The sequence below is a fragment of the Pelomonas parva genome (assembly GCF_043555835.1).
Lineage (GTDB): Bacteria > Pseudomonadota > Gammaproteobacteria > Burkholderiales > Burkholderiaceae_C > Pelomonas > Pelomonas parva.
Genome location: NZ_JBIGHV010000003.1, coordinates 401,977 through 426,811 on the forward strand (window position 1 = coordinate 401,977; position 24,835 = coordinate 426,811).

Genomic DNA, 24,835 nt, shown 5'->3' on the forward strand with positions numbered 1-24,835 from the left:
TCCACGTTTAGCCGTCCCCAAACACCGCTTAGGCGAACGCCTAGCTTGTGGGGGCCCCGCCTGCTGGATTGAATCCCCTGATCGGCACTCGTTGCCGTTGCGATGGGTGACCGCCATTCACCCGAGACCAGTCAGGGAGTAGAACCATGGACGACAAGACGTTGAACGCGATGCAGGCCGCGCGCGCCAAGCTGCATGCGCAAGTGGAGAACATGCCAGGCATCCACGCCACCAGCATCGGGCTGAAATCCACGGGCGGGTCGCTGACCAGGACCCTTGCGCTCCTGGTGCACCTCGACCACAAGCGGCCGGAACATGCCCTCCCCGCCGGCGAGGTGCTTCCCAAGACCGTCGACGGCTTCCCTGTCGATGTGATCGAAGACTCGGCCCCGGAACCCAACGAGGACAGCGGCAAGTACCGCCCGTTGCAGGGGGGCATACAGGTCCAGGTGGGCGGAAGCTACGGGACCCTCGGATGCCTCGTCCGCGACCTGCAGACGCAGAACCTCTGCGCCCTGTCCAACCAGCACGTGATGGGCGGCCAAGGCAACCGGGTGGCCCAGCCCAAGATGGACCCGGTCTGCGATCAGATCGGCGACACGGTGAAGTCGGTCCTGTCCACCAAGGTCGATGGCGCCTACTGCTCCATCAATGCCCATGGTGCCAGCGGCATCTCCTCGATTGTCGAGATCGGCGAGGTGGCCGGCGTCTACAACGTGCAGCTCAGCGACCTGCCCTACCCGGTGCGCAAGCGCGGCAGGACCACGGGCCTGCGCCAAGGGAACATCACTTCCCTCTACTTGCAGGGCACCCGCAGCGATGGCTGGAAGTTCCAGGGGCAGCAGTACATCGCCACCAGCGACCCGGCGCTGAACTTCTCGGAACCCGGCGATTCCGGGTCGGCGGTCGTGGATGCGCAACAGCGGGTCGTCGGGCTGCTCTGGGGCGCCTCCACGCCCAATGGCTGCGCCTCGCCGATCGCAGACGTCATGTCCGAGCTGAACATCGAGGTCGCCACCGGCGTCAAGGCGGAAGTGGTCCCATACCGCGAGACGCAGACGGGCCAACTCGAGGCCGCCTTGCGCACGACCGAGTCGGGCGGCAAGCTGTGGCGCACCATCCGCCGGTCCAGCGCGCGCATCCGCCATCAGTTCCATGTGACGCCGCGCCTGCTGGTGACCTGGCAGCAGATGCCTCAGCAAGCCATCGCCGATGCGATCACGGCCGCAATCCGCAACCTCGACTCGACCATTCCCTCGACGCTCGGGGGTGAAGACACCCTGGAGGTCATCGGGCGGCTGCGTGACGTCATGCGACGCTACTTCTCAGAACCGGATTTGCTAGAGCAGGTCGAGGCGCTGCACGCCATGATCGCCGGCAACATCGGTCGCCCGTGGCGGCACGCCCTCACGGCCGTCGGCGCGTGCGCCGCTGCGGCGTGACGCGAGGGCAAAGACGGACGCCATGAGCGGACTCGGGGTGCACAACGCCCGCGAGGCGCAGGCTCCTTCCGCTTGCTGATGCCGACCGGGGTGATGTCACCTAAGGTGGGCCGTTATCAACTGAGGGACACCCCATGTCTGCCCAAACGAGAAGTTGCTCCGTCGTCGTGACCAACCAACTGGCCGAGACGATCACTCTCGTCGGCTGGAGTGGCACGAACCCCGCAGACCGCGGCATCTGGCAGGTGCAGATGCCAACGAGCATCGCGCCTGGCGCCTCCGGCACCGGGCTGCTGGTGCCCACGGATGACAGCAGTGGCACTTACGGGTGGGTCACCTATTGCCGAGCCAGCGACCCGACCCACCCGATCACGTTCACCTTCCAGTGCCCGAAGACGCACAGCAATGAAGCTGGCTACAGCACCCAATCGGCAGGCTTGGCGATCCCGTTCACGACCGTGGTGGACGGCATCAGCTATGTCAATTCCTGCCCATCGCAAGGTCGCCCGCTGACCGTCAACTACACGATCGGCTACCGGATTCAATCGCTCATCGCCATCTCGGGCGCTTACCCGCTGATCGACACCGACGGCGTCACCATGGTGCCGACTGTGATGTACAGCGCGCCCTCGGTGAGCAGCAGTGGCACCGTGACGCCGGCGGTGCAGAACCCCGCCATGTTCATCACGCCGGCGCAGACGTCCGTGTTTGCGATGGTCATCATGAACGACGTGTTGACGCAGGGCGGCTACAGCGTCATGGCAAAGGCGAGCCAGGATGCGCAGATCAACTACACCAGCGAGCCCGTACCGGCGAGTGCCAATCACGTCACTTCCGTCGATCTGGTCTTCACGCCGCAACTGCAGTTTGACGGCGTGGCATTCAACGTCAACGACATCTTGAATGTCAGCCTGCTGGACGCAAAAGAAAACTCGCTCGCGGAGGCGGCTTGTGCGGTGGAAATCTATTACCCGCTGGCATCACCCGCCAATTGCTGGCCAACGGGCGTCTGGGTATTGTTTTTGCGCGCGCTGTTCGGCGCCAGCGGTGTGACATGGCCGGCCACTGCGGCACAGGCCTGCCAGAACGTCGTCACACTTTGCTATAACGGCTTCAATGGACAATATAAATACACCTACTACGCGCTCCACAATTATGGCGACAGCGGCAACTTTGCCCTTGCCGACTTGCTGTCGAACAGCTACACGCAGCTTTGCTCTCGTCTAGGCCCCACATTGGATTGCGTGGACCAAGCAAATTTCGTCGCTTGTGCATTGTCGGCGCTGGGCATCGAGTGCTATATGTACCAGACGATCGATTGCCAGTTCATTGCGCAGGACAGCCCGCTGGGCCTGGTTCAAGGGCAATATCCGTTCTATACGCAGCAAACCAAAACGCCAATGCCGGGCCCGGGCAGTTGTGTCAATTTCTGGTGGCCAGTAAACCCACTCAATCCACCACCGGCATTCCAGGGCCACAATATAGGTGGCGTCCAGATCGAAGGGGAGTTGTATTTTCTCGATGCCTGCCTTGGCCCCTACTCGGGTCCGGCACAGGGATATCTGGATTTATTCTCTGCGCCGCAGCCCAGCTTCTATCCCTCGCCTACGGCTGAAAACCTGATCAAGTTTGTGACCTTGTGCACACCGCGCCCTCCATGGTCGGCCTCCAGCGGCGCAAGCCTTGAACCCTGAGGGGCGACGGGTATCGGAGCGTCCCCGGTGGTGACGCTCAACGGTGAGAAGACGGAGACATCGCGGCCGTCGACAGAGCGACTTGAACAAACAAGCGTCAGCTCACCATCACCCTTGCCTTCTTCAACCACTTCCCCAAACAAACCTCCAGCATCTCCGGCTCAATCGGCTTGGCCAAGTAGTCCGTCATCCCCGCCGCCATGCACTTCTCCCGCTCGCCGGGCAGCGAGTTGGCCGTCAGCGCAATGATGGGCACGGTCACGTAGCCGGGCAGCTTGCGCACCAGGCGCGTGGCCTGCAGGCCGTCCATGGCGGGCATCTGCACGTCCATGAAGATGGCGTCGAACTGGCGCTTGCCGAGCTGCAACAAGGCCTGCTCGGCGTCGTCCGCCACCATGCATTCCACGCCGTGCGCGCGCAGCAGCTCGGCGGCGACGAGCTGGTTGATCTCGTTGTCTTCCACCACCAGCACCGTGCCGTCGAACTGCGCCAGCTCGCCGCCGGCGCCGGCTTCAAGCGGGCCGCCGGGCTGCGCATGGATGAGGGCGTCGTGCAGCGCGTCCAGCAGCGTGGAGGGCGTCACCGGCTTCTGCAGCAGGCCGTCCAGCGCATGCCCGTCCATGGCCGCCTCGACGGTCTCGCGGTCGTAGGCCGAGACCATGATGAAGACGGCATCGGACAGCGGCTCGGCGGCACGCAGTGCGTCGATGACCTGGAAGCCGTCCAGGTCCGGCATGCGCCAGTCGACGACGGCGACCTTGAACTTCTCGCCGGCGGCCTGCACGGCCTGCGCGATGTCCAGCGCCTTGCGGCCGGAGTCCGCCTCGTGCACGTCCAGCCCGAAGGAGCGCAACATCGCCGCCATCGTCAGGCGGGCGGTGAAGTTGTCGTCCACCACCAGCGCCTTCTGGCCGCGCAGCGACACGCGTGCATCGCGCATCTTCCGGGCGCGCGGCTGGTCCTGCTGGCTGTCGGCGGGCAGCGCGACGGTGAAGCTGAAGCGGCTGCCCTTGCCCTCCTCACCCTGCGCCTGCAGCGTGCCGCCCATCAGCTGCACGATGCGCTGGCTGATGACCAGGCCCAGGCCCGAGCCGCCGTACTTGCGGCTGATCGACGAGTCAGCCTGCGTGAAGGCGCTGAAGAGCTTGTCGCGCACTTGCGCCGTCATGCCGATGCCGGTGTCCTCCACCGCGAAGGCGATGCTGCCCTCGGCCGTCACACTGGCGCGGATGCAGACCTCGCCGCTTGCAGTGAACTTGACCGCGTTGCTGCCCAGGTTGAGCAGCACCTGCCTGAGCCGCAGCGCGTCGCCGCGCAGCAGGCGCGGGATGGCTTCGTCGCGGTCGATGATGATCTCCACGGGCTTGTCGGCCACCTGCACGTTCAGCACGGTGGCGACCTCGTCGAGCAGGCGGTCCAGCTCGAAGGGCGCGGCCTCCAGCTCCATCTTGCCGGCCTCGACCTTGGACAGGTCCAGCACGTCGTTGAGCAGGCGCAGCAGCGACTTGGCCGAAGACTGCAGCTTCTCGATGTAGTCGCGCTGGCGGCCGCTCAGGTCGGTGCGCAACACGATGTGCGACAGCCCGAGGATGGCGTTCATCGGCGTGCGGATCTCGTGGCTCATGTTGGCCAGGAAGTCGGCCTTGGCCTGCGCAGCCTCCTCGGCCGCCTGCCTGGCCTGCACGAGGTGGTTGTGGCTGGCCGACAGCTTGGCGGTCATGGCGCGCAGCGCGTTCTGCAGCGTGCCCAGCTCGTCGTCGCGCGCCGAGGCCGGCGCGGCGGACAGGTCACCGCCCGCCACGCGGGTCGCCAGCGCCAGGCATGCGCCCACCGGCGCGAGGATGGAGCGCAGCGCCAGCGCGTAGCCGATGGCGGCGCCGACGATGGCAAGCGCGGCGATGGCCATCAGCGTCTTGCCGCCGGTGCTTCGCGTTTGCTCGAACGAGGCCATCGCCGCGCCCGCCAGCTCGCGGCTGACGTTCACCGTCGCGTCGACGGCCAGGCGATGCGTCTCGTAGGCCTGCTGCGCGCTGCCCAAGGCCTGCTGTGCGGCCACGTCGTCCCGCGCTGCGACGGCCGCCAGCACGCGGTGGGCGGCCGAGAAGATCTGCTCGCTGGTGCGCGCCAGGTCACCGGCCAGCAGCGGCTTCAGCGCCTCGGGGCCGTGCTGCGCCCAGTGCTCGCTCTGGCGCCGGTTCTCGTCCTCCAGCCGCTGCAGCGCCGCCTGCGCTGCGGCCACAGGCACCGAGCCTTCGGCCACCTGCGACAGCAGCAGCCGCGTCTCGATCAGGTAGAGCGGCGGCGGCATCGCGTCGGCCAGCACCGCCGATGAGGTCTGCGCCGCCGTGGCATTGCGCGCCAGCGCGTTGAAGCTCCACAGCGAGCAGGCCAGCACGGCCAGCGCGGCGCTGCCGGCGATGAGGCCGATGAAGTACAGCGATGAACGAAGCGTCTTGAACATGGGTGCCTCCCCAGGCAGGTCTAGCTTTGAACCGCGCTACACAACAGCACGATGCAGTGTGCCGGTGGATGTTCTGGGCACGCTATGGCTTCCTTGTCCCTGTGCCTCGCCGTGCGCCGGGTCGTCTCAATGATAGGAAGCTCAGCAGCCCCGGCACAACGCAACGGCAGCTGCCGGCTGTTCATGCCCGGCCGGTGCAGAAGTCCCGTGTGGCGCTGCGGTGCGGTCATGAGGCGGCCCGTCCTTGCGGCCATTGTGAAACCTGACCATGCGCGGCAAGGGCGAGATCGCCCAACCAGGGCCAGCCAACACTACGGCAGCAGGTCGCGACTGGCGCAAAAGGAACAGCCGCCAATGCAGGAGCAATTGGCGGCTGGCGGAGTGCTTGTGCCGGCTCATGCCGGCCGGCCCTTACACGCGGAACACCGACACCACCTGCACCAGCGCGTGCGCCTGCGTGCGCAGGCTTTCGGCGGCGGCAGCGCTTTCCTCCACCAGCGCGGCGTTCTGCTGCGTGGCCTGGTCCATCTGTGTGACGGCCTGGCCGACCTGGCTCACGCCGCGGCTCTGCTCGCTGCTGGCCGACGAGATCTCCGCCACGATGTCCGTCACGCGCTGAATGGCCTGGACGATGTTGGTCATCGTCACGCCGGCCTTGTCGACCAGGGCCGTGCCCTGGTCGACCTGCTCGACGCTGCTGCCGATGAGCGTCTTGATCTCGCGCGCGGCCTGAGCGCTGCGCTGGGCCAGCGTGCGCACCTCACCCGCCACCACGGCAAAGCCCCGGCCTTGCTCGCCGGCGCGAGCAGCCTCGACGGCCGCATTCAGCGCCAGGATGTTGGTCTGGAAGGCGATGCCGTCGATGGTGCCGATGATGTCGGCGATCTTGCGGCTGCTGTCGTTGATCGAGCGCATCGTGTCGACGACATCGCTGACCACCTTGCCGCCCTCGTTGGCGACGTTGCTGGCGCCCTTCGCGAGCTGGTTGGCCTGCAGCGCGTTGTCGGCGTTGTTGCGCACGGTGGCGCCCAGTTCGTCCATGGTCGCGGCGGTCTGCTGCAGCGCGCTGGCCTGCTCTTCGGTGCGCTGGCTCAGGTCCTGGTTGCCCTGGGCGATCTGCGAACTGGCCGTCGCCACGGTCTCCGAGTTGTTGCGCACGTCCGCAACGACGCGGGCCAGGTTGGCACGCATGTCTTCGAGCTTGGCGACCAGGCTGGTGGTGTCGCCGGGCATCACCTCGATGCGCGAGGCCAGGTCGCCATCGGCCACCGCAGCCACCGAGCGCAGGGCCACCAAAGGCTCGGCACCCAGCTGCTTGAAGACGCTGCGGGTCAGCATCACGCCCAGCGCGGCGGCCAGCGCGCACATCAGCAGGCCGCCGATGATCAGCGTGCGGCTGGTGACGGTGCTGGTGGCGTCCAGCGTCGCGGAGCGGTCGCCCAGCAGATCGGACTCGACCTTCATGAACTCGGCCACCCCCTGGCGGAAGGCATCCATCGCCGCCTTGTCGCGGCCGGCGGAGAACTCGGTCAGCATCTCGTCGGCCTGGGCCGAGCCTCCCGTCACGTCGCGGCGCAGCTTCATCAGCTGCTCGGCCACGGCGTTGAACTGCTCGTGGTTCTCCATCAGCTTGGCCAGGCGGGCCTGCTGCTGGGCGTTGTCGGCGGTCAGTGACTTGGCGGCGTCGAAATGCTTCTTGAAATCGCTGCGACCGGCCTTCAGCGGGTCGAGGAAGTTCTCATTGCCGCTGGCCACGAAACCGCGCAAGCCGGTCTCGATGTTCACCATGTTCAGCAGCATGCCCTGACCCTCGGCCAGCACCTTGTACGTGTGCGTGTTCCAGGCGGTGGTTTCGCGCAGCTTGGCGACGTTGACGACGGCGAGCGTGAACAGAGCGCCGGCAAACACGAGGATCACACCGAAGGTGACGGTGAGCTTCTTCTTCAATGACCATTGGTCGAACATCTCGGTGCTCCTGTGAGCGGAAAAGGGGCCGCAGGCGTGAACGCCTGCCGGGCGCGCAAGGACATGCGACGGTGAAACGGCGTGGGGACGTCGTCAGGCGGGCTGCCAGCCTAGTTACAGGCATGGAGCGGCGCTATCGCGCCCATCGCCCGCTGCCCGATCACGTGCATTCGTCCCGAAGATGGCGTTTTAGACGCCTGCAAGTGATGCTTCGGCCCATCGTGCCTAGGGCTTGTCAGCACCACGGCGTCTTTCTCTAACATCCGCGCCATGCGCGTCCTCTGTGTACTCCTGCTCGCCCTTGGCGTCACCGCATCTGCGGCGCCCCTCTCACCCGCGGCGCGTGCCGAGGTCGACGCGCTGCTGGCCCGACTGCATTCCTCCGGCTGCGAGTTCAACCGCAACGGCAGCTGGCATGCCGGCACGGCCGCCCGGGCGCATCTGCTGAAAAAGCTGGACTACCTGGAAGGCAAGGGCCTGGTGAAGACCGCCGAGCAGTTCATCGCACAAGGCGCGTCGGCCAGCAGCATGAGCGGCAAGGCGTATCTGGTGCGCTGCCCGGGCAAGGCGCCGGTGGAGAGCGCCAAGTGGCTGGCGGCGGAGCTGCAGCAGGTGCGGGCGGCACGGGCAGCGTCGGCGCCCCGCTAGCCCCATCCTCTGCTTGGCGCCGTCACCAGGGATTGAGCACGGGAACCTTGGCGTGCTCGAACTCCGAAACATCACGCGTCACCACCGTGAGCCCATGGTGCGCGGCGGTGGCGGCAATGATCAGGTCGGGCTGCGAGAAGGTGTGGCCGGCCTTGCGCCCCGCGTCCACCAGCAGCCGCCAGACCAGCATCACGTCCTCGGACACCGGCAGCACACGCTGCTCGAACATGGGCCTCACCTTGTGCGTCAGCCATGCGCTCAGCTCGGCGCGGCGACCGGCGTCGGGCATGCGCTCGATGCCATAGCGGATCTCGGCCAACGTCACCGTGCTGATGTGCAAGCTGTCCAGCGACTGCGCCGCGACGAACGCCAGCACGCGTGGCTCAGGGCGAGGCTTGCGCAGCTCGGAAATGACGTTGGTGTCCAGCAGATAGCCGCTCACAGCTCCACGTCGCGCACCGGCATGGGCGAGCGGCTCACTTCGAGGTCGATGTCGCGCCAGGGCGAGGCCTGCACGGCGTCGATCAGGTCCCTCCCCGTGCGTTCGCCCTTCAGACGGCGAAAGTCCTCCAGCGTGATGACGACCACCTCGTCACGGCCATGCACCGTGACATGCTGCGGCCCCTCGGCGTGGACACGCCGCACCAGCTCGCTGAAACGGGCCTTGGCGTCCTGCAGCACCCAGCGCCCCGGCCCGGCCGGTCGTTCTGATTTCGCTTGGCTCATAGGGGTTCCATTTCTGGTCAGGTTGACCAGAATATCGCGACAAGCGCGAAAGCTCAATCCATGCGCCTGACCCGCCGGCGCCTCGCCGAGCTGGCCCTGGCCGCGCTGCTGACCAGCGCGCTGGTGCTGGACTTCGCCTTTCCCCTCCCCGACCCCACCGCTACCTCCTCCACGCTGACGGTGCTGGCCGCCGACGGCACGCCGCTGCGCAGCTGGGCCAGCGCCGACGGCGCGCAGCGCCAGCCGACGACGCCCGAGGCGGTGTCACCGCGCTATCTGGAAGCCTTGCTGCACTACGAGGACCGCTGGTTCCACTGGCACCCGGGCGTCAACCCCGCCGCGCTGGCACGAGCCGCCTGGCAGTGGGCGCGGCATGGGCGCATCGTGTCGGGCGGGTCGACGTTGACGATGCAGGTCGCCCGGCTGGTGGACGACAAGGCGGCGGGCAGAAGCATCCCGGCCAAGCTGCGCCAGATCACCCGCGCGCTGCAGCTGGAGCTGCGTTTCAGCAAGCGCGAGATCCTGTCGCTCTACCTCAACCTCGCGCCCATGGGCGGCCCGCTGGAGGGCGTGGAGACGGCCAGCCGCGCCTATCTGGGCAAGAGCGCGGCGGACCTGTCGCAGGCCGAGGCCGCGCTGCTCGTCGCGCTGCCGCAGTCGCCCACGCGGCTGCGGCCCGACCGCGCCGTGGCCGCCGCCCAGGCCGCGCGCGACAAGGTGTTGACGCGCATGGCGACGTTAGGCATCTGGACGGCTGCCGATGTCGCCGACGCCAAGCTGGAGCGCGTCTTCGCGCCGCCGCTGCGCGCCCGCTGGCTGGCGCCGTTGGCAGCGGAGCGCCTGCGCCAGCAGGCAAAACGCGCAGGACGCTCCGAAGCCGTCATCCAGACCACCCTCGACGCCGGCCTGCAGGCCCGCCTGGAGCAACTGCTGGCCGACCGCCTCAACACGCTGCCCGACGCCGTCTCCATGGCCGCCCTCGTCGTCGACAACCGCACCCTAGAAGTGCGCGGTTATGCCGGCTCGGCCGACTTCAGCGACGCCCGCCGCAGCGCCCATGTCGACATGGTGCGCGCCCACCGCTCGCCCGGCTCCACGCTCAAGCCTTTCCTGTACGGGCTGGCGCTGGACGACGGCCTCATCCACTCCGAGAGCCTGCTCATCGACGCGCCGCAGAACTTCGGCGGCTATGCGCCGGGCAACTTCCAGGCGGACTTCTCCGGGCCCGTCAGCGTGAGCGAGGCCTTGCAGCGCTCGCTCAACGTGCCCGCCGTCGACCTGCTGGAGCGCCTGGGCGCCGAGCGCTTTGCCGGCCGGCTGCGCCACGCGGGCTTGAGGCTGCGGCTGCCGGCCAACGCGGCGCCCAACCTCAGCCTCATCCTGGGCGGCGGCAGCACATCGCTGGAGGAGCTGGTCGGCGCCTACGCCGCGCTGGCCCGGAGTGGCGTGGCCGGCAAGCCGCGCCTGACGCCGCAGGAGCCGCTGCAGGACACGCGGCTGATGAGCGAGGGCGCCGCCTTCATCGTGCGCGAGATCCTGGAGAACGGCGGCCGGCCCGGCAGCCCCTTCCGCGAGGGCAACCAGCGCGTGGCGTGGAAGACGGGCACCAGCTTTGGCTTTCGCGACGCCTGGGCACTGGGCGTGACCGACCGCTACACCTTCGGCGTCTGGGTCGGCCGGCCCGACGGCACGCCCAACCCCGGCCACTTCGGCGCCAACACGTCGGCGCCGCTGCTGCGCGATATCGCCGCCGCGCTCGGCCCGTCAGAGGCCAGGCAACAACTGGCCCCACGCCACCAGCCCGCCAGCGTCGGCGCCGTCGCCATCTGCTGGCCGCTGGGCACGGCCGAGGCCGCCACACCGCCCGAGCACTGCCTGCAGCGCCGCACCGCCTGGACGCTGGACGGCGCCGTGCCGCCCACGCTGCCGGACCGGCTGCAGCCCACCAGCCTCGTGCAGGCCGTGTGGACGCAGGGCGGCCAGCGCGTGCGCCCCGACTGCGCACCGGAGGCGATCAAGGCCGAGGCGGTGCGCTGGCCCACGCTGCTCGGCCCCTTCCTGGACGCCGCCCTGCTGCACCCCACCGAGCGCCTGCCCTGGGCGCCCGGCTGCGCACCGCGTGCCCCGGCCCAGGCACTGCGCATCGCCGGCCTGGAGCCCGGCACCGTGCTTCGCCCGGCGCCCGGGCGGCGCGACGTGACGCTGAGACTGCAGGCCATCGGCGCCCAGCAAGGCGTCAACTGGCTGCTGGACGGCCAGCTCGCCGGCAGCAGCGAGGCCGCCGGCAGCACACAGACGCTGACACTGAGCCAGCCCGGCCGCCATGCGCTGACGGCGCTGGACGGCCGTGGCCGCTGGGCGCGCGTGGCCTTCGAGCTGCAGGCCGACGCAGCGCCGCCGGCCGGGCGAGCAAAACTCCCGCACGCGGGGCCATGACGACCGCCTGCCCCGCCGACCTTCGTTAATCTGCCATGCTTCGCCCCCATGATGTGGCGCCTGTGCGCTAGCGGCCTGTCGAATGATGAATGAGCTGTTGACTTGGACCCTCGCTGCCGCGCTCGCGGTGGTTGTCGTGTTGCTGCTGTGGCTGGGGCAGCGTCGCCAGCAGCGTGCCCGCGACGCCGCCGCCCGCCGCGAGGCCGAGCGCGTCGCGCTGGAGCAGGCCGCGCACGCCGCGCGCGCGCAGCGCCTGGCCACCGAGCGTGAGCAGGCCACCGCACCGCCACCCGGCGAGAACGACGTGCAGGCCGGCGCGGTCGAGGCGCGCCGCCTCGTCGACGAAGGGCTGCGCCAGGCCGATGTCGAGCGCGAGGCCGGCGACATCACGCGCCGCATCGCCGGCGACGAGGCCGCCCGCCAGCAGCGCGACCAGGCACGGCACGACGCCGACCGAGCTGCACAGCAGGCAGAGCGTGAGGCCGCCGAAGCAGCCTCAGCACGCCGCGCCGAGGAGGCCGAAGCCACACGCATCGCCGAGGAAGCCCGCGCCCGCGAGGCCGCCGAAGCCGCCGCCCGCGAACAGGCCGCGCGTGAGGCGGCCGAAGCTGCGGAAGCTGCACGAGCCGCAGAAGCCGCAGAGGCGGCCCGCCTCGCAGCCGAGGCCGAGCGTGCCGAACGCGAGGCCGCCGAAGCCGCCCGCCTGGCCGCCGAAGCCCGCGTGCGCGCAGAGACCGAAGCCCGCCTGGCCCGCGAGCAGGCAGAGCGCGAAGCGGCAGCAGCGGCAGAGGCCGCCGCAGCGGCCCAGGCCGAGCGCGAGCGTCTGGCTGCCGAAGCCGAGGCCACTCGCCGCGCCGAAGAGGAAGCGGAACAAGCCGCTGCCCGGGCCGCAGCCGCCGCCGCCACACGCGAGCTGCGCGCCGATGAAACGCTGGTCGTCGTCGCCGACGACTCCAAGATCGTGCGCGTCAAGCTCAGCCGCCTGCTGGCCGCGCAGAGCTACCGCGTCGCGCTGGCCGAAAGCGGCGAGCAGGCGCTGGCGCTGATCGCCGCCGAGCGGCCGCATGTGCTGATCACCGACGTCGAGATGCCCGGCATCGACGGCTTCGAGCTGACCCGCCAGGTGCGCTCGGCGCCGGACACGGCCGCGCTGCCGGTGCTGATGATCACGTCCTCCGACGACAAGCACGAGGCCGCCGCCGCCGTGGGCGTGACGCAGCTGCTGGGCAAGCCTTTCTCGGAGGATTCGCTGCTGGCCGCCATCGAGCGCGCGCGCCTTGAGGTGCGCGTGCCGGCTTGATGCCCCCGGTCGGCTGAGGCCCCATGGAATTCCAGCGCTTCACGGCCGCCGACGCGGTGGCACACGAGGCTGCCATCGCCGAGCACAGGGCAATGCTGGCTTCAGCGCTGCAGGCCGGCAACGAGCTGGCCCAGGTCGACTGCACGGCCGACCTGGCCGGCCTGCTGACGACGGCCCGCCGCGAGGCCGAGGCACTGGCCTTGCTGGAGGCGCAGTTGGGCCGCATCGAGCGGTTCTCGGCCTCGGAGGTGTCCGGCTGGTTCTGGAACGCCTATGCCACGGCACTGCAGTACAACGGCCGGCGCGACGACGCCAACCCGGCGTTCGCACGGGCACTGGCGCTGTCACGGGCGGGCGGCTGGCGGCGCCTGCAGGCCTTCGTGCTGCAGCATTGGGGGCGCAGCTTGGTCGAGCAAGGCAGCCTCGACGAAGCGCAGCTCAAGTTCGAGGAGGCGCTGGCCATTCGTCAGCAGCTGAGCGACCCACGCACAGCCACCACCGAGAAGGCGCTGGCCGGGCTGGCCGGGTTGCGGGCGGGCACGGCGGGGATTTGAAACATACATTCCCCATCACGGCGCCCGGTCCGCGCGCCTTCAACAACTTCGCCGCCTCCCATGGGCCTGCTCACACGACTGTTCAGATCGAAGCCACCGGAGGTGCCCCTGTTTGAGCACCCGGTTCTTGGCTCCTTCAAGTACGACGCGACCACACAGGAGTGGGAGACCGTCGACTCTGCGCCGGTCTATCACGGTGGACTCTCTGGCTCTGCAATAGAGCCTGATCCCGCGAAGCTTGCCGAAGTTCTTCAACGCATGTCGAACCTTGCCCAGTACTGGCGCGCTTGCGAGAGTGACCTGCGCTACATCGCTGGCTGCTACTCCTCCTTGCCCAGCGACGCTGCGCCGGAGTCTCTGTTTCGAGTCGCAGCGCTCTCGCTCTACAAGGGCTACTGGGAAGTCTGCTTCGAGACCATCAAGCCACACAGGTGGCTGTACATCGGCATGCAGTTCGAGGGTGAGTGTCTCGTGTCCAACACCATCGACTCGTAGGCAGAAAGACGCGCGCCTCGTCGCCCCTCTCGAACGGAGCACACCATGGGACTCCTGACCTTCAGCATCAACGTCACGCTGGACGGCTGCGTCGACCACCAGGAAGGCATTGCCGACGACGAGACCCACACCTTCTTCACGCGTCTCATGGACGAGAGCGGAGCGATGCTGTGGGGCCGCGTCACCTACGAAATGATGGAGAGCTACTGGCCGGCGGTCGCCAGCGGTGACACGGATGCACCGCCAGCGCTGCGCGAGTGGGCGGTCAAGCTGGAGGCCAAGCCGAAGTACGTGGTGTCCTCGACGCGAAAGGACTTCCCGTGGACCCACAGCCACCACCTCGCCGGCGATCTGCGCGCGGGCGTGCAGCAGCTCAAGGACGCGACCCCGGACGGCGTGCTGCTCGGTAGCGGCAAGCTCGCGGCCGAGCTGGACCGGCTGGACCTGATCGACGAGTACCAGTTGCTCGTCCACCCCAGGATCGCCGGCCACGGCCCGACCCTGTACGAGAGCGGGCTGCCCAGCACGCGACGACTTGAGCTGGTCTCGGCCAGGCCGCTGCGCTGCGGCGCGGTCGCCATGCACTACCGGCGCGCGCGCTGACTCTCGACACGCGCCACGCGGCGGGAAGTCGTGCCGGGCCGCAGCCGGGCGGAGCAAGGCAGATCAACTTAAATAGAAAGGGCGTGATTTGCTGCACCCTCTTCAGAGGGAAGACGCGACTTGTCGTCCCTAAACTCGTTTCGTTAGGGCGACGCTGACCAAGCCCCCACGATGCAGCGCGCCCTGGTTTGAGGTGGGCTGCGCGCGAGGGGCTTGTTGAGCATTGCCATAGGTCAAACCTGGGGAATGCTCTTGAACCGCGTCTACAAATCCATCTGGAACGCCAAGTCCGGCACCTATGTCGCAGCCGCCGAGGCGACCCGGGCCGGTGGCAAGAGCGGCTCCAGCCGTGCGCTCGCGACCGCAACGCTCCTGCTGGCGCTGGCACCATCGATGGCCTTTGCCGCGCCTACGGCCGGGGTGGTGACCTCCGGCTCCGGCGCCATCACGCAGCAAGGTGCCACGACGACGATCAACCAGGGCTCCGCGACGCTGTCGCTGAACTGGGCCAGCTTCAATATCGGCGCCCACGAGACGGTGCAGTTCATCCAGCCCAGCGCCTCGTCGATTGCGGTGAACCGCATCTTCGACACCGCCGGCAGCCAGATCCTCGGTCGGCTGAACGCCAATGGTCAGGTCTACCTCATCAACCCCAATGGCATCCTGTTCGGCCAGGGTGCGCAGGTCAATGTGGGCGGCCTCGTGGCCTCGACGCTGGATTCCCTGCAGCTCCATGGCAGTTCGGTCAGCCTAAGCGGCGCGGGCCAGGGCAGCGTGGTGAACCAGGGGCAGATCGAGGGCCGCTATGTGGCGCTGGTCGGCAACACGGTGGCCAACGATGGCACGATCAACACGCCCAACGGCACAGCGGCCCTGGGCGCGGGCAGCGCCGTGACGCTGAGCTTCGCGGGTAGCGATCTGGTGGGCCTGCAGGTGGACACGGGCGTGCTGAATGCGCTGGCGCGCAACGGCGGGTTGATGCAGGCCGACGGCGGCCGGGTGCTGCTGAGCGCGGGGGCCAAGGACGATCTGCTCGCCAGCGTGGTGAACAACACCGGCATCGTGCGTGCCCGCACGGTGGACCAGCGCGGCGGCGAGATCGTGTTGCTGGGCGGCATGGCCGCCGGCACGGTGCAGGTGGGCGGCACGCTGGATGCCTCCGCGCCTGCGGGCGGCACTGGCGGCGCCATCGACACCAGCGCGGCGCATGTCAAGGTGACGAGCGACGCCCAGGTCACCACGCTGTCCAGCACGGGCCAGAACGGCAGCTGGCTCATCGACCCGACCGACTTCACCATCGGCAGCGGCGGCAGCATCTCCGGCGCTACGCTGAGCGCGTCGCTGGGTTCGGGCAATGTCACCATCCTTTCCAGCGCAGGTGCCGGCAGCAGCGGCGCGGGCAACATCTATGTGAACGACACGGTGTCCTGGGGCGCCAACCTGCTGACGCTCACCGCCGCCAAGGACATCGTCGTCAATGCCGTGATGACCGGCACCGGCAGCGCCTCGCTCGCGCTGAACCCGGCCACGGCCAATGGCAGCGATGCCGCCGTCGCGGGCGGTGCCGTCAAGATGGGCCTGGGCACGGCCGGCAGCGTCAACGCCGGCACGGGCAACGCCTTCACCGGCCAGGTCAACTTCAACAGCGCGGGCACGCTGAGCATCAGCGGCAACACCTACACCGTCATCAACAGCCTCGGCAGCGCCGGCAGCACGACGGGCACGGACCTGCAGGGCATCCACGGCAATCTGAGCGGCCGCTACGTGCTGGGCAGCAACATCGACGCCACGGCGACCGCTGGCTGGAACGCCGGCGCCGGCTTCAACCCCATCGGCCTGGGCTCGGGCAGCTTCACCGGCGCTTTCAATGGGCTGGGGCACAGCATCGACGGCCTGACCATCAGCCGCGCGGGCAACACCGAAGTGGGCTTGTTCAGCCGGCTCAACGGCGCCAGCGTCAGGAATGTCGGCCTGAGCGCCGCCACCGTGGCGGGCGCCGGCAACATCGGCCAGTTGGTGGGCTACGCCACCAACTCGACGATCAACCGCGCCTACGCCAGCGGCACGGTCACCTCGGGAGGCGGCCTGGGCTCGGTGGGTGGCCTGATCGGCGCGCTGGCCGGCACCACGGTCAGCGAGAGCTTCACCGCAGGCAGCTTGACCAGCACGGGCGGCGGCAATGTCGGCGGCATGCTCGGCGCGATGGAGGGCGGGGGCTTGATCGACAACAGCTACTCAGCGATGACGGTGAACAGCACCAACGTCGTGGGCGGCCTGGTCGGCGCCATGAGCAGCGCCAACACCTCCACCGATTCCACCGTTAGCAACAGCTACGCCACGGGCAACGTCACCGGCTCTCTGGACACCGTGGGTGGCCTGGTTGGCTACATGGGCGGCACGGTGTCGAAGAGTTATGCCACGGGCAATGTCACGGCGCCCGGCGGCAGGATTGGCGGCCTCGTCGGGCACAACGGCGCAGACATCAGCGGCAGCTATGCCACGGGCGCTGTCACCAGCGCCAACGGCGGCGAACTGGGCGGCCTGATCGGCCGCAACGACATCGGCGCCACGGTGGACAGCAGTTATGCCACCGGCAACGTCAGCTCCCAAGGCAACTACCAAGGCGGCCTGGCGGGCAGAAACCTGCGCACGATCACGAATTCATACGCCACCGGCAATGTCGGCGACGGCGGCACCGGCAATGCCGACTACGTCGGCGGCCTGGTCGGCCAAACCGACGGCAACCGCGGCCCCTTGATCACCAACAGCTACGCCACCGGCGCCGTGACCGGCGGCAGCTATGTCGGCGCGGTCCTGGGCCGGTTGGACACCGGCCTCGTGAACAACACCTTCTACCTGTCCGGCGTCAACGGTGCGGTGACCGGCCTGGGCAGCGCCGGCTCATTGCGCACGGGCGGCAGCTCGAATGCCGGCATCGCCGACGTGGCGGGCATCACGCACGGCATGAGCCTGGCCGCCCTGCGGGCCAAGCTCAACCTCACGTCGGCGACCGGCGCCAACGGCAACGTCAACCCCGGCTGGGACTTCGACACCACCCCCATCTGGGGCTACGAGGCGGGCCGGAACAACGACATGCCCGTGCCCTGCGCCTTCATCACCTGCGTGCTGACCATCCGGGTCTATGTCGCGCCCGTCACCGGCTCCAACGTCTACGGCAGCGCGCCCCTCTTCAGCTACAGCCTCGTCGATGCGAGCGGCAGCCCCTACTCGCTGACCAACGCCTCCGTCACGGGCACGGCCCTCTACGTGGGCAGCCCCATCCTGCCGAGCAGCAGCACCGGGGCCGGCAGCTACAGCTTCAGCTACGACAGCGGCCTGAGCCTAAGCGGCTCGGGCGCCAGCCAGTACGTGCTGAGCGCCTACAGCCTGCCCACCGCCTGGACGGTCACCCGGGCGCCGCTCACCGTCACCGCGCTGGGTGCCAGCCGGGCCTACAACGCCAGCAGCTACAGCGGCGGCAACGGCATCAGCTACAGCGGCTTCGTCAACGGCGAGACGGCGGCCGTGCTGGGTGGCGCGCTCGGCTACGCCGGCAGTGCCCAGGGCGCGCGCAACGTCGGCAGCTACAGCGTCACGCCGCAGGGCTTGAGCAGCAGCAACTACGCCATCAGCTACACCAGCGGCACACTGGCCATCACGCCCGCTGCGCTGACGCTGGCCGCCGCCAGCGCCAGCAAGACCTACGACGGCACGCTCGCGTCCAGCGGCGCGGTCACCGTCACCGGCCTGCAGGGCAGCGACAGCATCAGCGGCATCAGCCAGGCCTACAACAGCAAGGACGTGGCAAGCGCGACCACGCTCACGGTCAACAGCGGCTACACCGTCAACGACGGCAATGGCGGCGGCAACTACACCGTCAGCACGACGGGCGCAGCCGGCAGCATCACCGCCGCAGCCCTATCCGTCACCGCCCAGAACGCCAGCCAGGCCTACAACGCCAGCACCTACGGCGGTGGCAATGGCGTGGCCTACAGCGGCTTCGTGAACGGCGAGACGGCGGCCGTGCTCGGCGGCACGCTCGGCTACGGCGGCAGCGCGCAAGGCGCGCGCAACGTCGGCAGCTACGCCCTCACGCCGCAGGGCCTGAGCAGCAGCAACTACGCCATCAGCTACACCAGCGGTACGCTGGCCATCACGCCCGCCGCGCTGACGCTGGCCGCCACCAGCGCCAGCAAGACCTACGACGGCACGCTCGCGTCCAGCGGCGCGGTCACCGTCACCGGCCTGCAGGGCAGCGACAGCATCAGCGGCATCAGCCAGGCCTACAACAGCAAGGACGTGGCGGGTGCGAGCACCCTCAGCGTCAACAGCGGCTACACCGTCAACGACGGCAACGGCGGCGGCAACTACACCGTCAGCACGGCGGGCGCAGCCGGCAGCATCACGCCCGCCACGCTGACAGTGACGGCGCTGAATGCCAGCCCGAGCTACAACGCCAGCAGCTACAGCGGCGGCAATGGCGTGAGCTACAGCGGCTTCGTCAACGGCGAGAGCGCAGCGGTGCTGGGTGGCACGCTCGGCTACGGCGGCAGCGCCCAGGGCGCGCGCAACGTCGGCAGCTACAGCCTCACGCCACAAGGCCTGAGCAGCAGCAACTACGCCATCAGCTACACCAGCGGCACGCTGGCCATCACGCCCGCCGCGCTGACGCTGGCCGCCGCCAGCGCCGGCAAGACCTACGACGGCACGCTCGCGTCCAGCGGCGCGGTCACCGTCACGGGTCTGCAAGGCAGCGACAGCGTCAGCGGCGCCAGCCAGAGCTACAACAGCAAGGACGTGGTGGGAGCCAGCACGCTCACGGTCAACAGCGGCTACACCGTCAACGACGGCAATGGCGGCGGCAACTACACCGTCAGCACGGCGGGCGCAGCCGGCAGCATCACACCCGCCACGCTGACCGTGACGGCGCTGAATGCCAGCCCCAGCTACAACGCCAGCAGCTACAGCGGCGGCAACGGCGTGAGCTACAGCGGCTTCGTCAACGGCGAGAGCGCAGCGGTGCTCGGCGGCGCACTCGGCTACGGCGGCAGCGCCCAGGGCGCGCGCAACGTCGGCAGCTACAGCCTCACGCCGCAAGGCCTGAGCAGCAGCAACTACGCCATCAGCTACACCAGCGGCACGCTGGCCATCACGCCCGCCGCGCTGACGCTGGCCGCCTCCAGCGCCAGCAAGACCTACGACGGCACGCTCACGTCCAGCGGCGCGGTCACCGTCACCGGCCTGCAGGGCAGCGACAGCATCAGCGGCATCAGCCAGGTCTACAACAGCAAGGACGTGGCCAGCGCGACCACGCTCACGGTCAACAGCGGCTACACCGTCAACGACGGCAACGGTGGCCGCAACTACACCGTCAGCACGAGCACGGCCACGGCGAGCATCGCACCCGCCGTGCTGAGCTATGTGGCGGCCCCCGCCAGCATGATTGCCGGCACCAGCACCCCGAGCCTGAGCGGCACGGTCACCGGCTTCGTCGGCGGCGACACGCTGGCCAACGCCACCACTGGCTCGCTGGTCTGGAGCAGCAGCGCCGGCCAGACCGGCGCTCCCGCCGCCTACGCGGTCCAGGGCGGTGGCCTGGCCGCCGCGAACTACGTCTTCACGCAGGCGGCCGGCAACGCGACGGCGCTGGTGGTCCAGCCAGGCGTTCTGCCGTCCCCGGTCGTGAATGCCGTGGCGGTCTACACGACGACCCAGAGCTCGACGGCAATGCCCCCTGGCGCCAACCCGGGCAGCCTCCTCCCGCCAACGGCCTCGGGTGCCGGCAGCGGTGGGGCCAGCGCCGGGAACCCGGCTGCGGCAGCCGGCGGCACGATCGTCAGCGCGCCGCTCGCCTTGAACGGGCTCTCGACGCTGCAGATCAGCGACGGCGGTGTCAACGTCAACCAGTTCAAGCGGCCCGCCCCCGGCGACGCCGGCAAGTAACAGCACCAGAACAGAGCACCGGAACGGCCGCTCACGCGCGGCCCGACCTCACCGGATCGACCATGACCCAAACCCTTCTCGCGGCCGCGCTGGCCTCCCTGCTCGCGCTGCCCGGCACCGCCCAGGCGGCCGCGCCCGCCGGCACACCTCCCGGCTCCGGCGATCTCCTGCAACAGCTCAAGCCCGCCCAGCCGCCCATGCCGGCCCCGGCCAACACCGGCCTGCGGGTTCAGCAAGGCAGCGCCGAATCCCTGCCGGCCAGCCAGCCCTTCGCGGTGCGGCAGGTGCGCATCATCGGCAACACGCTCGTCGACACGGCCACGCTGCACGCACTCGTCGCCGCTGCGGAAGGCCGCAGCCTCACGCTGCAGCAGCTCGAAGACCTGGCGCGCCATATCACCGCCCACTACCAGGCCCGGGGCTACCTGGTGTCCCAGGCCATCGTGCCCGCGCAAACCATCAAGGACGGCATCGTCACCCTCCAGGTGGTCGAGGCCCGCCTTGGCAAGGTGGTGCTCGACAACCAAAGCCGTGCCGCCACGTCGCTGCTGCAAGCCACGCTGGCCACGCTGCAGGCCGGCGGCGCCGTCGAGCAGGAGCGCATCGAGCACGCGCTGCTGCTGATCTCCGACATCTCCGGCCTGACCGTCAACGCCGTGCTCAAGCCCGGCGAACAGGTGGCCACCTCCGATCTCGTGGCCACGGTCCAACCCCGGCCCGCCGTGAGCGGCAGCGTGCAGGCCGACAACCTGGGCAACCCGGTCACCGGCCGGGCGCGGCTGGGCGCCAACGTCACCATCAACACGCCGCTGGGCCTGGGCGACGCGCTCAGCCTATTCGCGCTGACCTCCGGGTCGGACATGCGCATCGGCATGCTCGACTACGAGTCCGTCGTCACCGGCTCGGGCACCCGCCTGGGGGCGTCCTATTCCACGCTGCGCTACAAGCTGGGCGGCGACTTCAAGGCCCTCGGTGGCCATGGCACGGCCGACACCTGGAGCCTGCGCGCCCGGCAACCCCTGGCCCGCAGCCGCACCTTCAACCTCCATGGCCAGGTCCAGGCCGAGCGGCTGAACCTGCGCGACCAGGTTGACAGTGCCGGCATCCAGTCGGCCCGCCGCGTCGAGACCCTGAGCGCCAGCCTGTCGGGCGACAGCCGCGACGTGAACGGCTTGAACTTCTGGCGCCTCGCGCTCACCGGCGGACAGGTCCGCTTCAACAACGCCGTGGCGCAGCAGGCAGATGCCGTGACCACCCGGACCCGGGGCGGCTTCCACAAACTGAACCTCAGCCTCGCCCGCCTGCAAGGGCTGGACGCCAACACCTCGGTGCTGCTCAACGTGGCGGGCCAATGGACGCAGGACAACCTCGACCCGTCGCAGAAGATGAGCGTGGGCGGCGCCTACAACGTGCGCGCCTACGACATGGGCAGCCTCAGCGCCGACAGCGGCTACACCGCCACGGCCGAGCTGCGACGGCGCCTGGGCGCGGCCTGGCAAGTCCAGGCCTTCGTGGACGCCGCCCAGGTCACGGTCAACCGCAAGCCCTGGGACGCCAGCCAGCCGAACCGCGCCCGCTTGTACGGCGCCGGCCTCGGCCTCGAATGGAGCAACCCCGAGGGCTGGGCCGTGAAGGCGAACATCGCGCAACGCCTGGGCAAGCTGACGCCACTGCTCGACACCGCCGCGCGTTCACGCGCCTGGATTCAGCTCAGCAAGGAGATCTGATCGGCGACAGCCGGACGGGCCGCGCCCGGCCCGACACGCCCAAGCGTGGGTCGAGTTGAAAGAGCGGCAGGCCATCCGCGCTATCGTTACGACCTCCCCTCCAACACGAGCCCCCCCCGATGCGCCTCGTCCTCCTTGCCGCCCTGACCCTGGCCGCCGCCAGCGCCGCCCAGGCCACCTCCTTCGCCTCGTCGGCCGCCGCCGGCGGGTCTGCCTCCTCGGGCAGCGTGTCCGACTCCTTCAAGGCCTCGTCCGGCAGCAGCGCCGGCGGCGACAAGCGCGCCGAAGGCCGCTACCGCGTCACCGACGTGGCCCAGGCCGAAGCCGGCAAGCTGCGGCTGACGCTGGCCCGCGACGGCGCCGCCAACGCGAACGACACCGTCGAGCTGACCCTGCCCCAGCAAGCCCTGGCCGCCCGCGCCGTCAACGTGGGCGACTCGGTGCAGGCCACGCCTCAGCCCTATGGCACCGCCTTCGCGCATGCCGATACGGGCCAGGCCTTCTTCCTGGTGCTGGAAGACGCCTGGCATCGGGAGCTGGCCGCGCGCGTCGTCAAGCCTTGATTCGTCACTCCCTGGCGGCGGCGCTGCTGGCCGCTGCCGGCGCAGCCCAGGCCGGCTCGCTGCCCCAGGGCTGCGACCGCCCCGTCACCGTCACCGCCACGCAGCAGGACCGCCTGCTGCGCTTCGCCGCCGTCATCCGCGAGACGCTTGCCGCCTCGGGCGCCAAGGCGGCGCTGATCGCCCGCTCGGGCACCGACCTGTCGCGCTTCGGCCTGCGCTATTCGCATGCCGCTGTCGCGTTGGCTGACGGCCTGGACACACCGTGGGCCGTGCGCCAGCTCTACTACGCCTGCGCCGAGGGTCAGGCGCGCCTGTTCGACCAGGGCCTGGCCGGCTTCGTGACCGGCAGCGACGACGCCGAGGTCGGCTACGTCAGCTTGCTGCTGCTGCCACCCGAGGCCGCCGCGCCACTGGCCGCCGCCGCGCGGGACAAGGGCGTCGCGCTGGGCCTGCTGCACGCGCGCTACAGCGCCAACGCCTACCCCTTCAGCACCGATTTCCAGAACTGCAACCAGTGGGTGGCCGAGCTGCTCGCCGCGTCCACCGCCGGCACGACCACCCGTGCCGATGCCCAGACCTGGCTCAAGCGCGAAGGCTATGCGCCCGAGCCGGTGCACGCCTCGCCCTGGCTGATGCTGGCCGGGCGCTTCGTGCCCTGGCTGCATTTCAGCGACCACCCTGTCGAGCAGCTCAATGCCGGCGCGGTGCAGACCAGCCTGCCGACGAGCGTCGAGGCGTTTGCGCTGAAGCGCTGGCCGGCGGCGCGGCGCATCGAGTTCTGCCATGGGCCGCAGGGCGTGGTGATGCGCGAGGACGGCCAGCCGCTGGCGCAGGGCTGCGTGCCACAGACAGGCGACCGCGTGCTGCCGCTCGACTGACGCGTCAGGGCACGGCCTGCCAACCGATGGGCGTCCAGCGCAGCAGGATGTCGGTCAGCTGAGCGGGTGAGCGCCGGGCGACGTCACGCGCGTAGGTGCGCAACGCGTCCAGCCCGGCCGGCGAGTCGTCGGCGCTGTAGAGCACGGCGTCCTTGGCCGGCAGCGCGACGATGAGCACGCCGCCCTGGGCCTTGGCCAGCGGCGCCCAGTCGTTGGGCGACAGCACGCGGCTGGACTCGTAGAAGTCGCCGCCCAGCGTGCGGATGGCGCCGGGCTTGACGGGTTTGGCCACATCGGCCAGCGGCTTCAACGTCGCGCGCACGTTGGCCAGCGCGAGTTCGTGGGCCTGCTCTGGCGACAGGCCGAGCGTCTCGCAGTCGCTCTCGTTCAGCAGCCGCGCGCTGCGCTCGCTGTCCAGCACCGGCACGGCCACCAGCCCGGCGACGAAGGCGCGGCGCAGCGGCGCGGCCTTGGCGGCGGCGGCGGCCGGCGCGGCGGCGCGGCCGAAGTCGGCGGGGCGCACGGTGAGCCGCAGGGCTTCCTTGGTCACCGGCGCCATGGCCTTGTTGCTCACGTCAACCACGGCCTGAACAAAACGCCGTTGTTCATCGTCGCAGGCCTGGACATTGGCACGGCAGAAGCCGAACACGCGGTCCAGGTTGACCTGCAGCTCGCCCACCTTCAGCGTCAACGGCTCGGCGGCGATGGTGATGGCCGTGTCCGTCAGTCGCGCGCGCAGCAGCGCCGCGAACTTGTCAGTGAAGGTGGCCCGCTCGGCGGTGCTGCCCTCGCCGGTATTCCATTGCACCGTCTGGAACAGGCCCTGCATGGCCTCATGCTCGCGCAGCGCCTCGCCACTGCCCTCGAACGTCATCAGGGCGAGCTGGCCGCTGGGCGCCAGCAGCACGTACTGCAGGAAATAGCCGTTGCCGCGCAGCAGCCGGCTGACCTCGCTGCCGATGAAGCGCAGCTGCGTGCCGTCCGGCAGCGCCTGCCGGCCCAGCGGCAGCACGACCTTGCCGGCCTGCTGCGCCTGCGCCGTCACCATGCGGTCAACGGAATCCTCCATCTTGGCCCTCGCCTCGGGGCCATTGCTGGCCGACGGGCCAAGGCGCATCACCGTCACCAGCACCTTGGCGCCGCTCGGGCCGGCCAGCTCGAAAGGCGACTGCGTGGACTTGAGGGCATAGCCGGCCGGCCAGTCCAGCGACAGGGAACCGAGGCGGATCTCGGCCGCCTGCGCCAGGCCAGCGGCGAGGGCCAACAGCCCGGCCACGAGGAGAGTCGTCGAACGCATGCGCACCCTGAAGGCAAAGTCAGTGGAAGCGCCGCACTATGCCCAATCCATGCGATGGCCTCAATTGAGGCACCCGACTCGACAGTTCTGCGGATGGCAAGTG

At 69.4% G+C, this 24,835-nt stretch carries 17 protein-coding genes; 12 read left to right on the forward strand and 5 right to left on the reverse strand.

Annotated features, from left to right (window positions below; genetic code table 11):
• Positions 1-146: 146 nt before the first annotated feature.
• Both ACG00Y_RS09290 and ACG00Y_RS09295 read left to right on the forward strand, forming a co-directional pair.
• Positions 147-1,442, forward strand: coding sequence for a chymotrypsin family serine protease (locus ACG00Y_RS09290; RefSeq protein ID WP_394478117.1), 1,296 nt, complete (start codon positions 147-149; stop codon positions 1,440-1,442).
• 134 nt (positions 1,443-1,576) lie between these two features.
• Positions 1,577-3,136 carry a hypothetical protein gene (locus ACG00Y_RS09295; protein ID WP_394478119.1) on the forward strand — a complete coding sequence of 520 codons (1,560 nt, stop codon included), beginning with the start codon at positions 1,577-1,579 and terminating at the stop codon, positions 3,134-3,136.
• A gap of 97 nt (positions 3,137-3,233) precedes the next feature.
• Here the strand turns inward: ACG00Y_RS09295 and ACG00Y_RS09300 are convergent, their stop codons facing one another.
• Both ACG00Y_RS09300 and ACG00Y_RS09305 read right to left on the reverse strand, forming a co-directional pair.
• Positions 3,234-5,597 carry a hybrid sensor histidine kinase/response regulator gene (locus ACG00Y_RS09300; protein ID WP_394478121.1) on the reverse strand — a complete coding sequence of 788 codons (2,364 nt, stop codon included), beginning with the start codon at positions 5,595-5,597 and terminating at the stop codon, positions 3,234-3,236.
• Positions 5,598-6,008: 411 nt separating this feature from the next.
• On the reverse strand, positions 6,009-7,562 hold the full coding sequence (locus ACG00Y_RS09305) for a methyl-accepting chemotaxis protein (protein ID WP_394478123.1): 1,554 nt from the start codon (positions 7,560-7,562) through the stop codon (positions 6,009-6,011).
• Between the two features lie 270 nt (positions 7,563-7,832).
• On the opposite strand from ACG00Y_RS09305, the gene ACG00Y_RS09310 reads away from it, so the two are divergent.
• A complete protein-coding gene (locus ACG00Y_RS09310; protein WP_394478125.1) occupies positions 7,833-8,210 on the forward strand; it encodes a YfeK family protein in 378 nt (125 codons plus the stop codon).
• A gap of 22 nt (positions 8,211-8,232) precedes the next feature.
• On the opposite strand, the gene ACG00Y_RS09315 is transcribed toward ACG00Y_RS09310, so the two are convergent.
• Both ACG00Y_RS09315 and ACG00Y_RS09320 read right to left on the reverse strand, forming a co-directional pair.
• Positions 8,233-8,652, reverse strand: coding sequence for a type II toxin-antitoxin system VapC family toxin (locus ACG00Y_RS09315; protein ID WP_394478127.1), 420 nt, complete (start codon positions 8,650-8,652; stop codon positions 8,233-8,235).
• Positions 8,649-8,936 (reverse strand): type II toxin-antitoxin system Phd/YefM family antitoxin, encoded by a 288-nt coding sequence (locus ACG00Y_RS09320; RefSeq protein WP_394478129.1) that lies wholly within the window; start codon positions 8,934-8,936, stop codon positions 8,649-8,651. Before ACG00Y_RS09320 ends, ACG00Y_RS09315 begins: the two co-directional genes overlap by 4 nt.
• Before the next feature lie 66 nt (positions 8,937-9,002).
• Here ACG00Y_RS09320 and pbpC point away from each other — a divergent pair, with 66 nt between their 5' ends.
• The 9 genes from pbpC (at position 9,003) to ACG00Y_RS09365 (ending at position 23,435) form a co-directional block, all read left to right on the forward strand.
• Positions 9,003-11,372, forward strand: coding sequence for a penicillin-binding protein 1C (pbpC, locus tag ACG00Y_RS09325; RefSeq protein WP_419964749.1), 2,370 nt, complete (start codon positions 9,003-9,005; stop codon positions 11,370-11,372).
• A gap of 97 nt (positions 11,373-11,469) precedes the next feature.
• Positions 11,470-12,672 (forward strand): response regulator, encoded by a 1,203-nt coding sequence (locus ACG00Y_RS09330; protein WP_394478133.1) that lies wholly within the window; start codon positions 11,470-11,472, stop codon positions 12,670-12,672.
• A gap of 23 nt (positions 12,673-12,695) precedes the next feature.
• Complete coding sequence (locus ACG00Y_RS09335; RefSeq protein ID WP_394478135.1) at positions 12,696-13,226, forward strand: tetratricopeptide repeat protein; 531 nt, start codon at positions 12,696-12,698, stop codon at positions 13,224-13,226.
• A 60-nt stretch (positions 13,227-13,286) separates the two neighbouring features.
• A complete protein-coding gene (locus ACG00Y_RS09340) occupies positions 13,287-13,721 on the forward strand; it encodes a hypothetical protein (protein ID WP_394478137.1) in 435 nt (144 codons plus the stop codon).
• A gap of 45 nt (positions 13,722-13,766) precedes the next feature.
• Entirely contained in the window at positions 13,767-14,324 is a 558-nt protein-coding gene (locus ACG00Y_RS09345; RefSeq protein ID WP_394478139.1) for a dihydrofolate reductase family protein, read from the forward strand.
• 252 nt (positions 14,325-14,576) lie between these two features.
• Positions 14,577-20,267 (forward strand): MBG domain-containing protein, encoded by a 5,691-nt coding sequence (locus ACG00Y_RS09350; RefSeq protein ID WP_394478141.1) that lies wholly within the window; start codon positions 14,577-14,579, stop codon positions 20,265-20,267.
• A gap of 62 nt (positions 20,268-20,329) precedes the next feature.
• Positions 20,330-21,994 carry a ShlB/FhaC/HecB family hemolysin secretion/activation protein gene (locus tag ACG00Y_RS09355; protein ID WP_394478142.1) on the forward strand — a complete coding sequence of 555 codons (1,665 nt, stop codon included), beginning with the start codon at positions 20,330-20,332 and terminating at the stop codon, positions 21,992-21,994.
• A 119-nt stretch (positions 21,995-22,113) separates the two neighbouring features.
• Positions 22,114-22,557: a hypothetical protein gene (locus tag ACG00Y_RS09360; RefSeq protein ID WP_394478144.1), complete on the forward strand. Its 444-nt coding sequence runs from the start codon at positions 22,114-22,116 to the stop codon at positions 22,555-22,557.
• On the forward strand, positions 22,554-23,435 hold the full coding sequence (locus ACG00Y_RS09365) for a DUF2145 domain-containing protein (RefSeq protein WP_394478146.1): 882 nt from the start codon (positions 22,554-22,556) through the stop codon (positions 23,433-23,435). The genes ACG00Y_RS09360 and ACG00Y_RS09365 overlap by 4 nt, the downstream gene beginning before the upstream one ends.
• Before the next feature lie 4 nt (positions 23,436-23,439).
• On the opposite strand, the gene ACG00Y_RS09370 is transcribed toward ACG00Y_RS09365, so the two are convergent.
• Positions 23,440-24,732: a DUF1444 domain-containing protein gene (locus tag ACG00Y_RS09370; RefSeq protein WP_394478148.1), complete on the reverse strand. Its 1,293-nt coding sequence runs from the start codon at positions 24,730-24,732 to the stop codon at positions 23,440-23,442.
• Between the last annotated feature and the right edge of the window lie 103 nt (positions 24,733-24,835).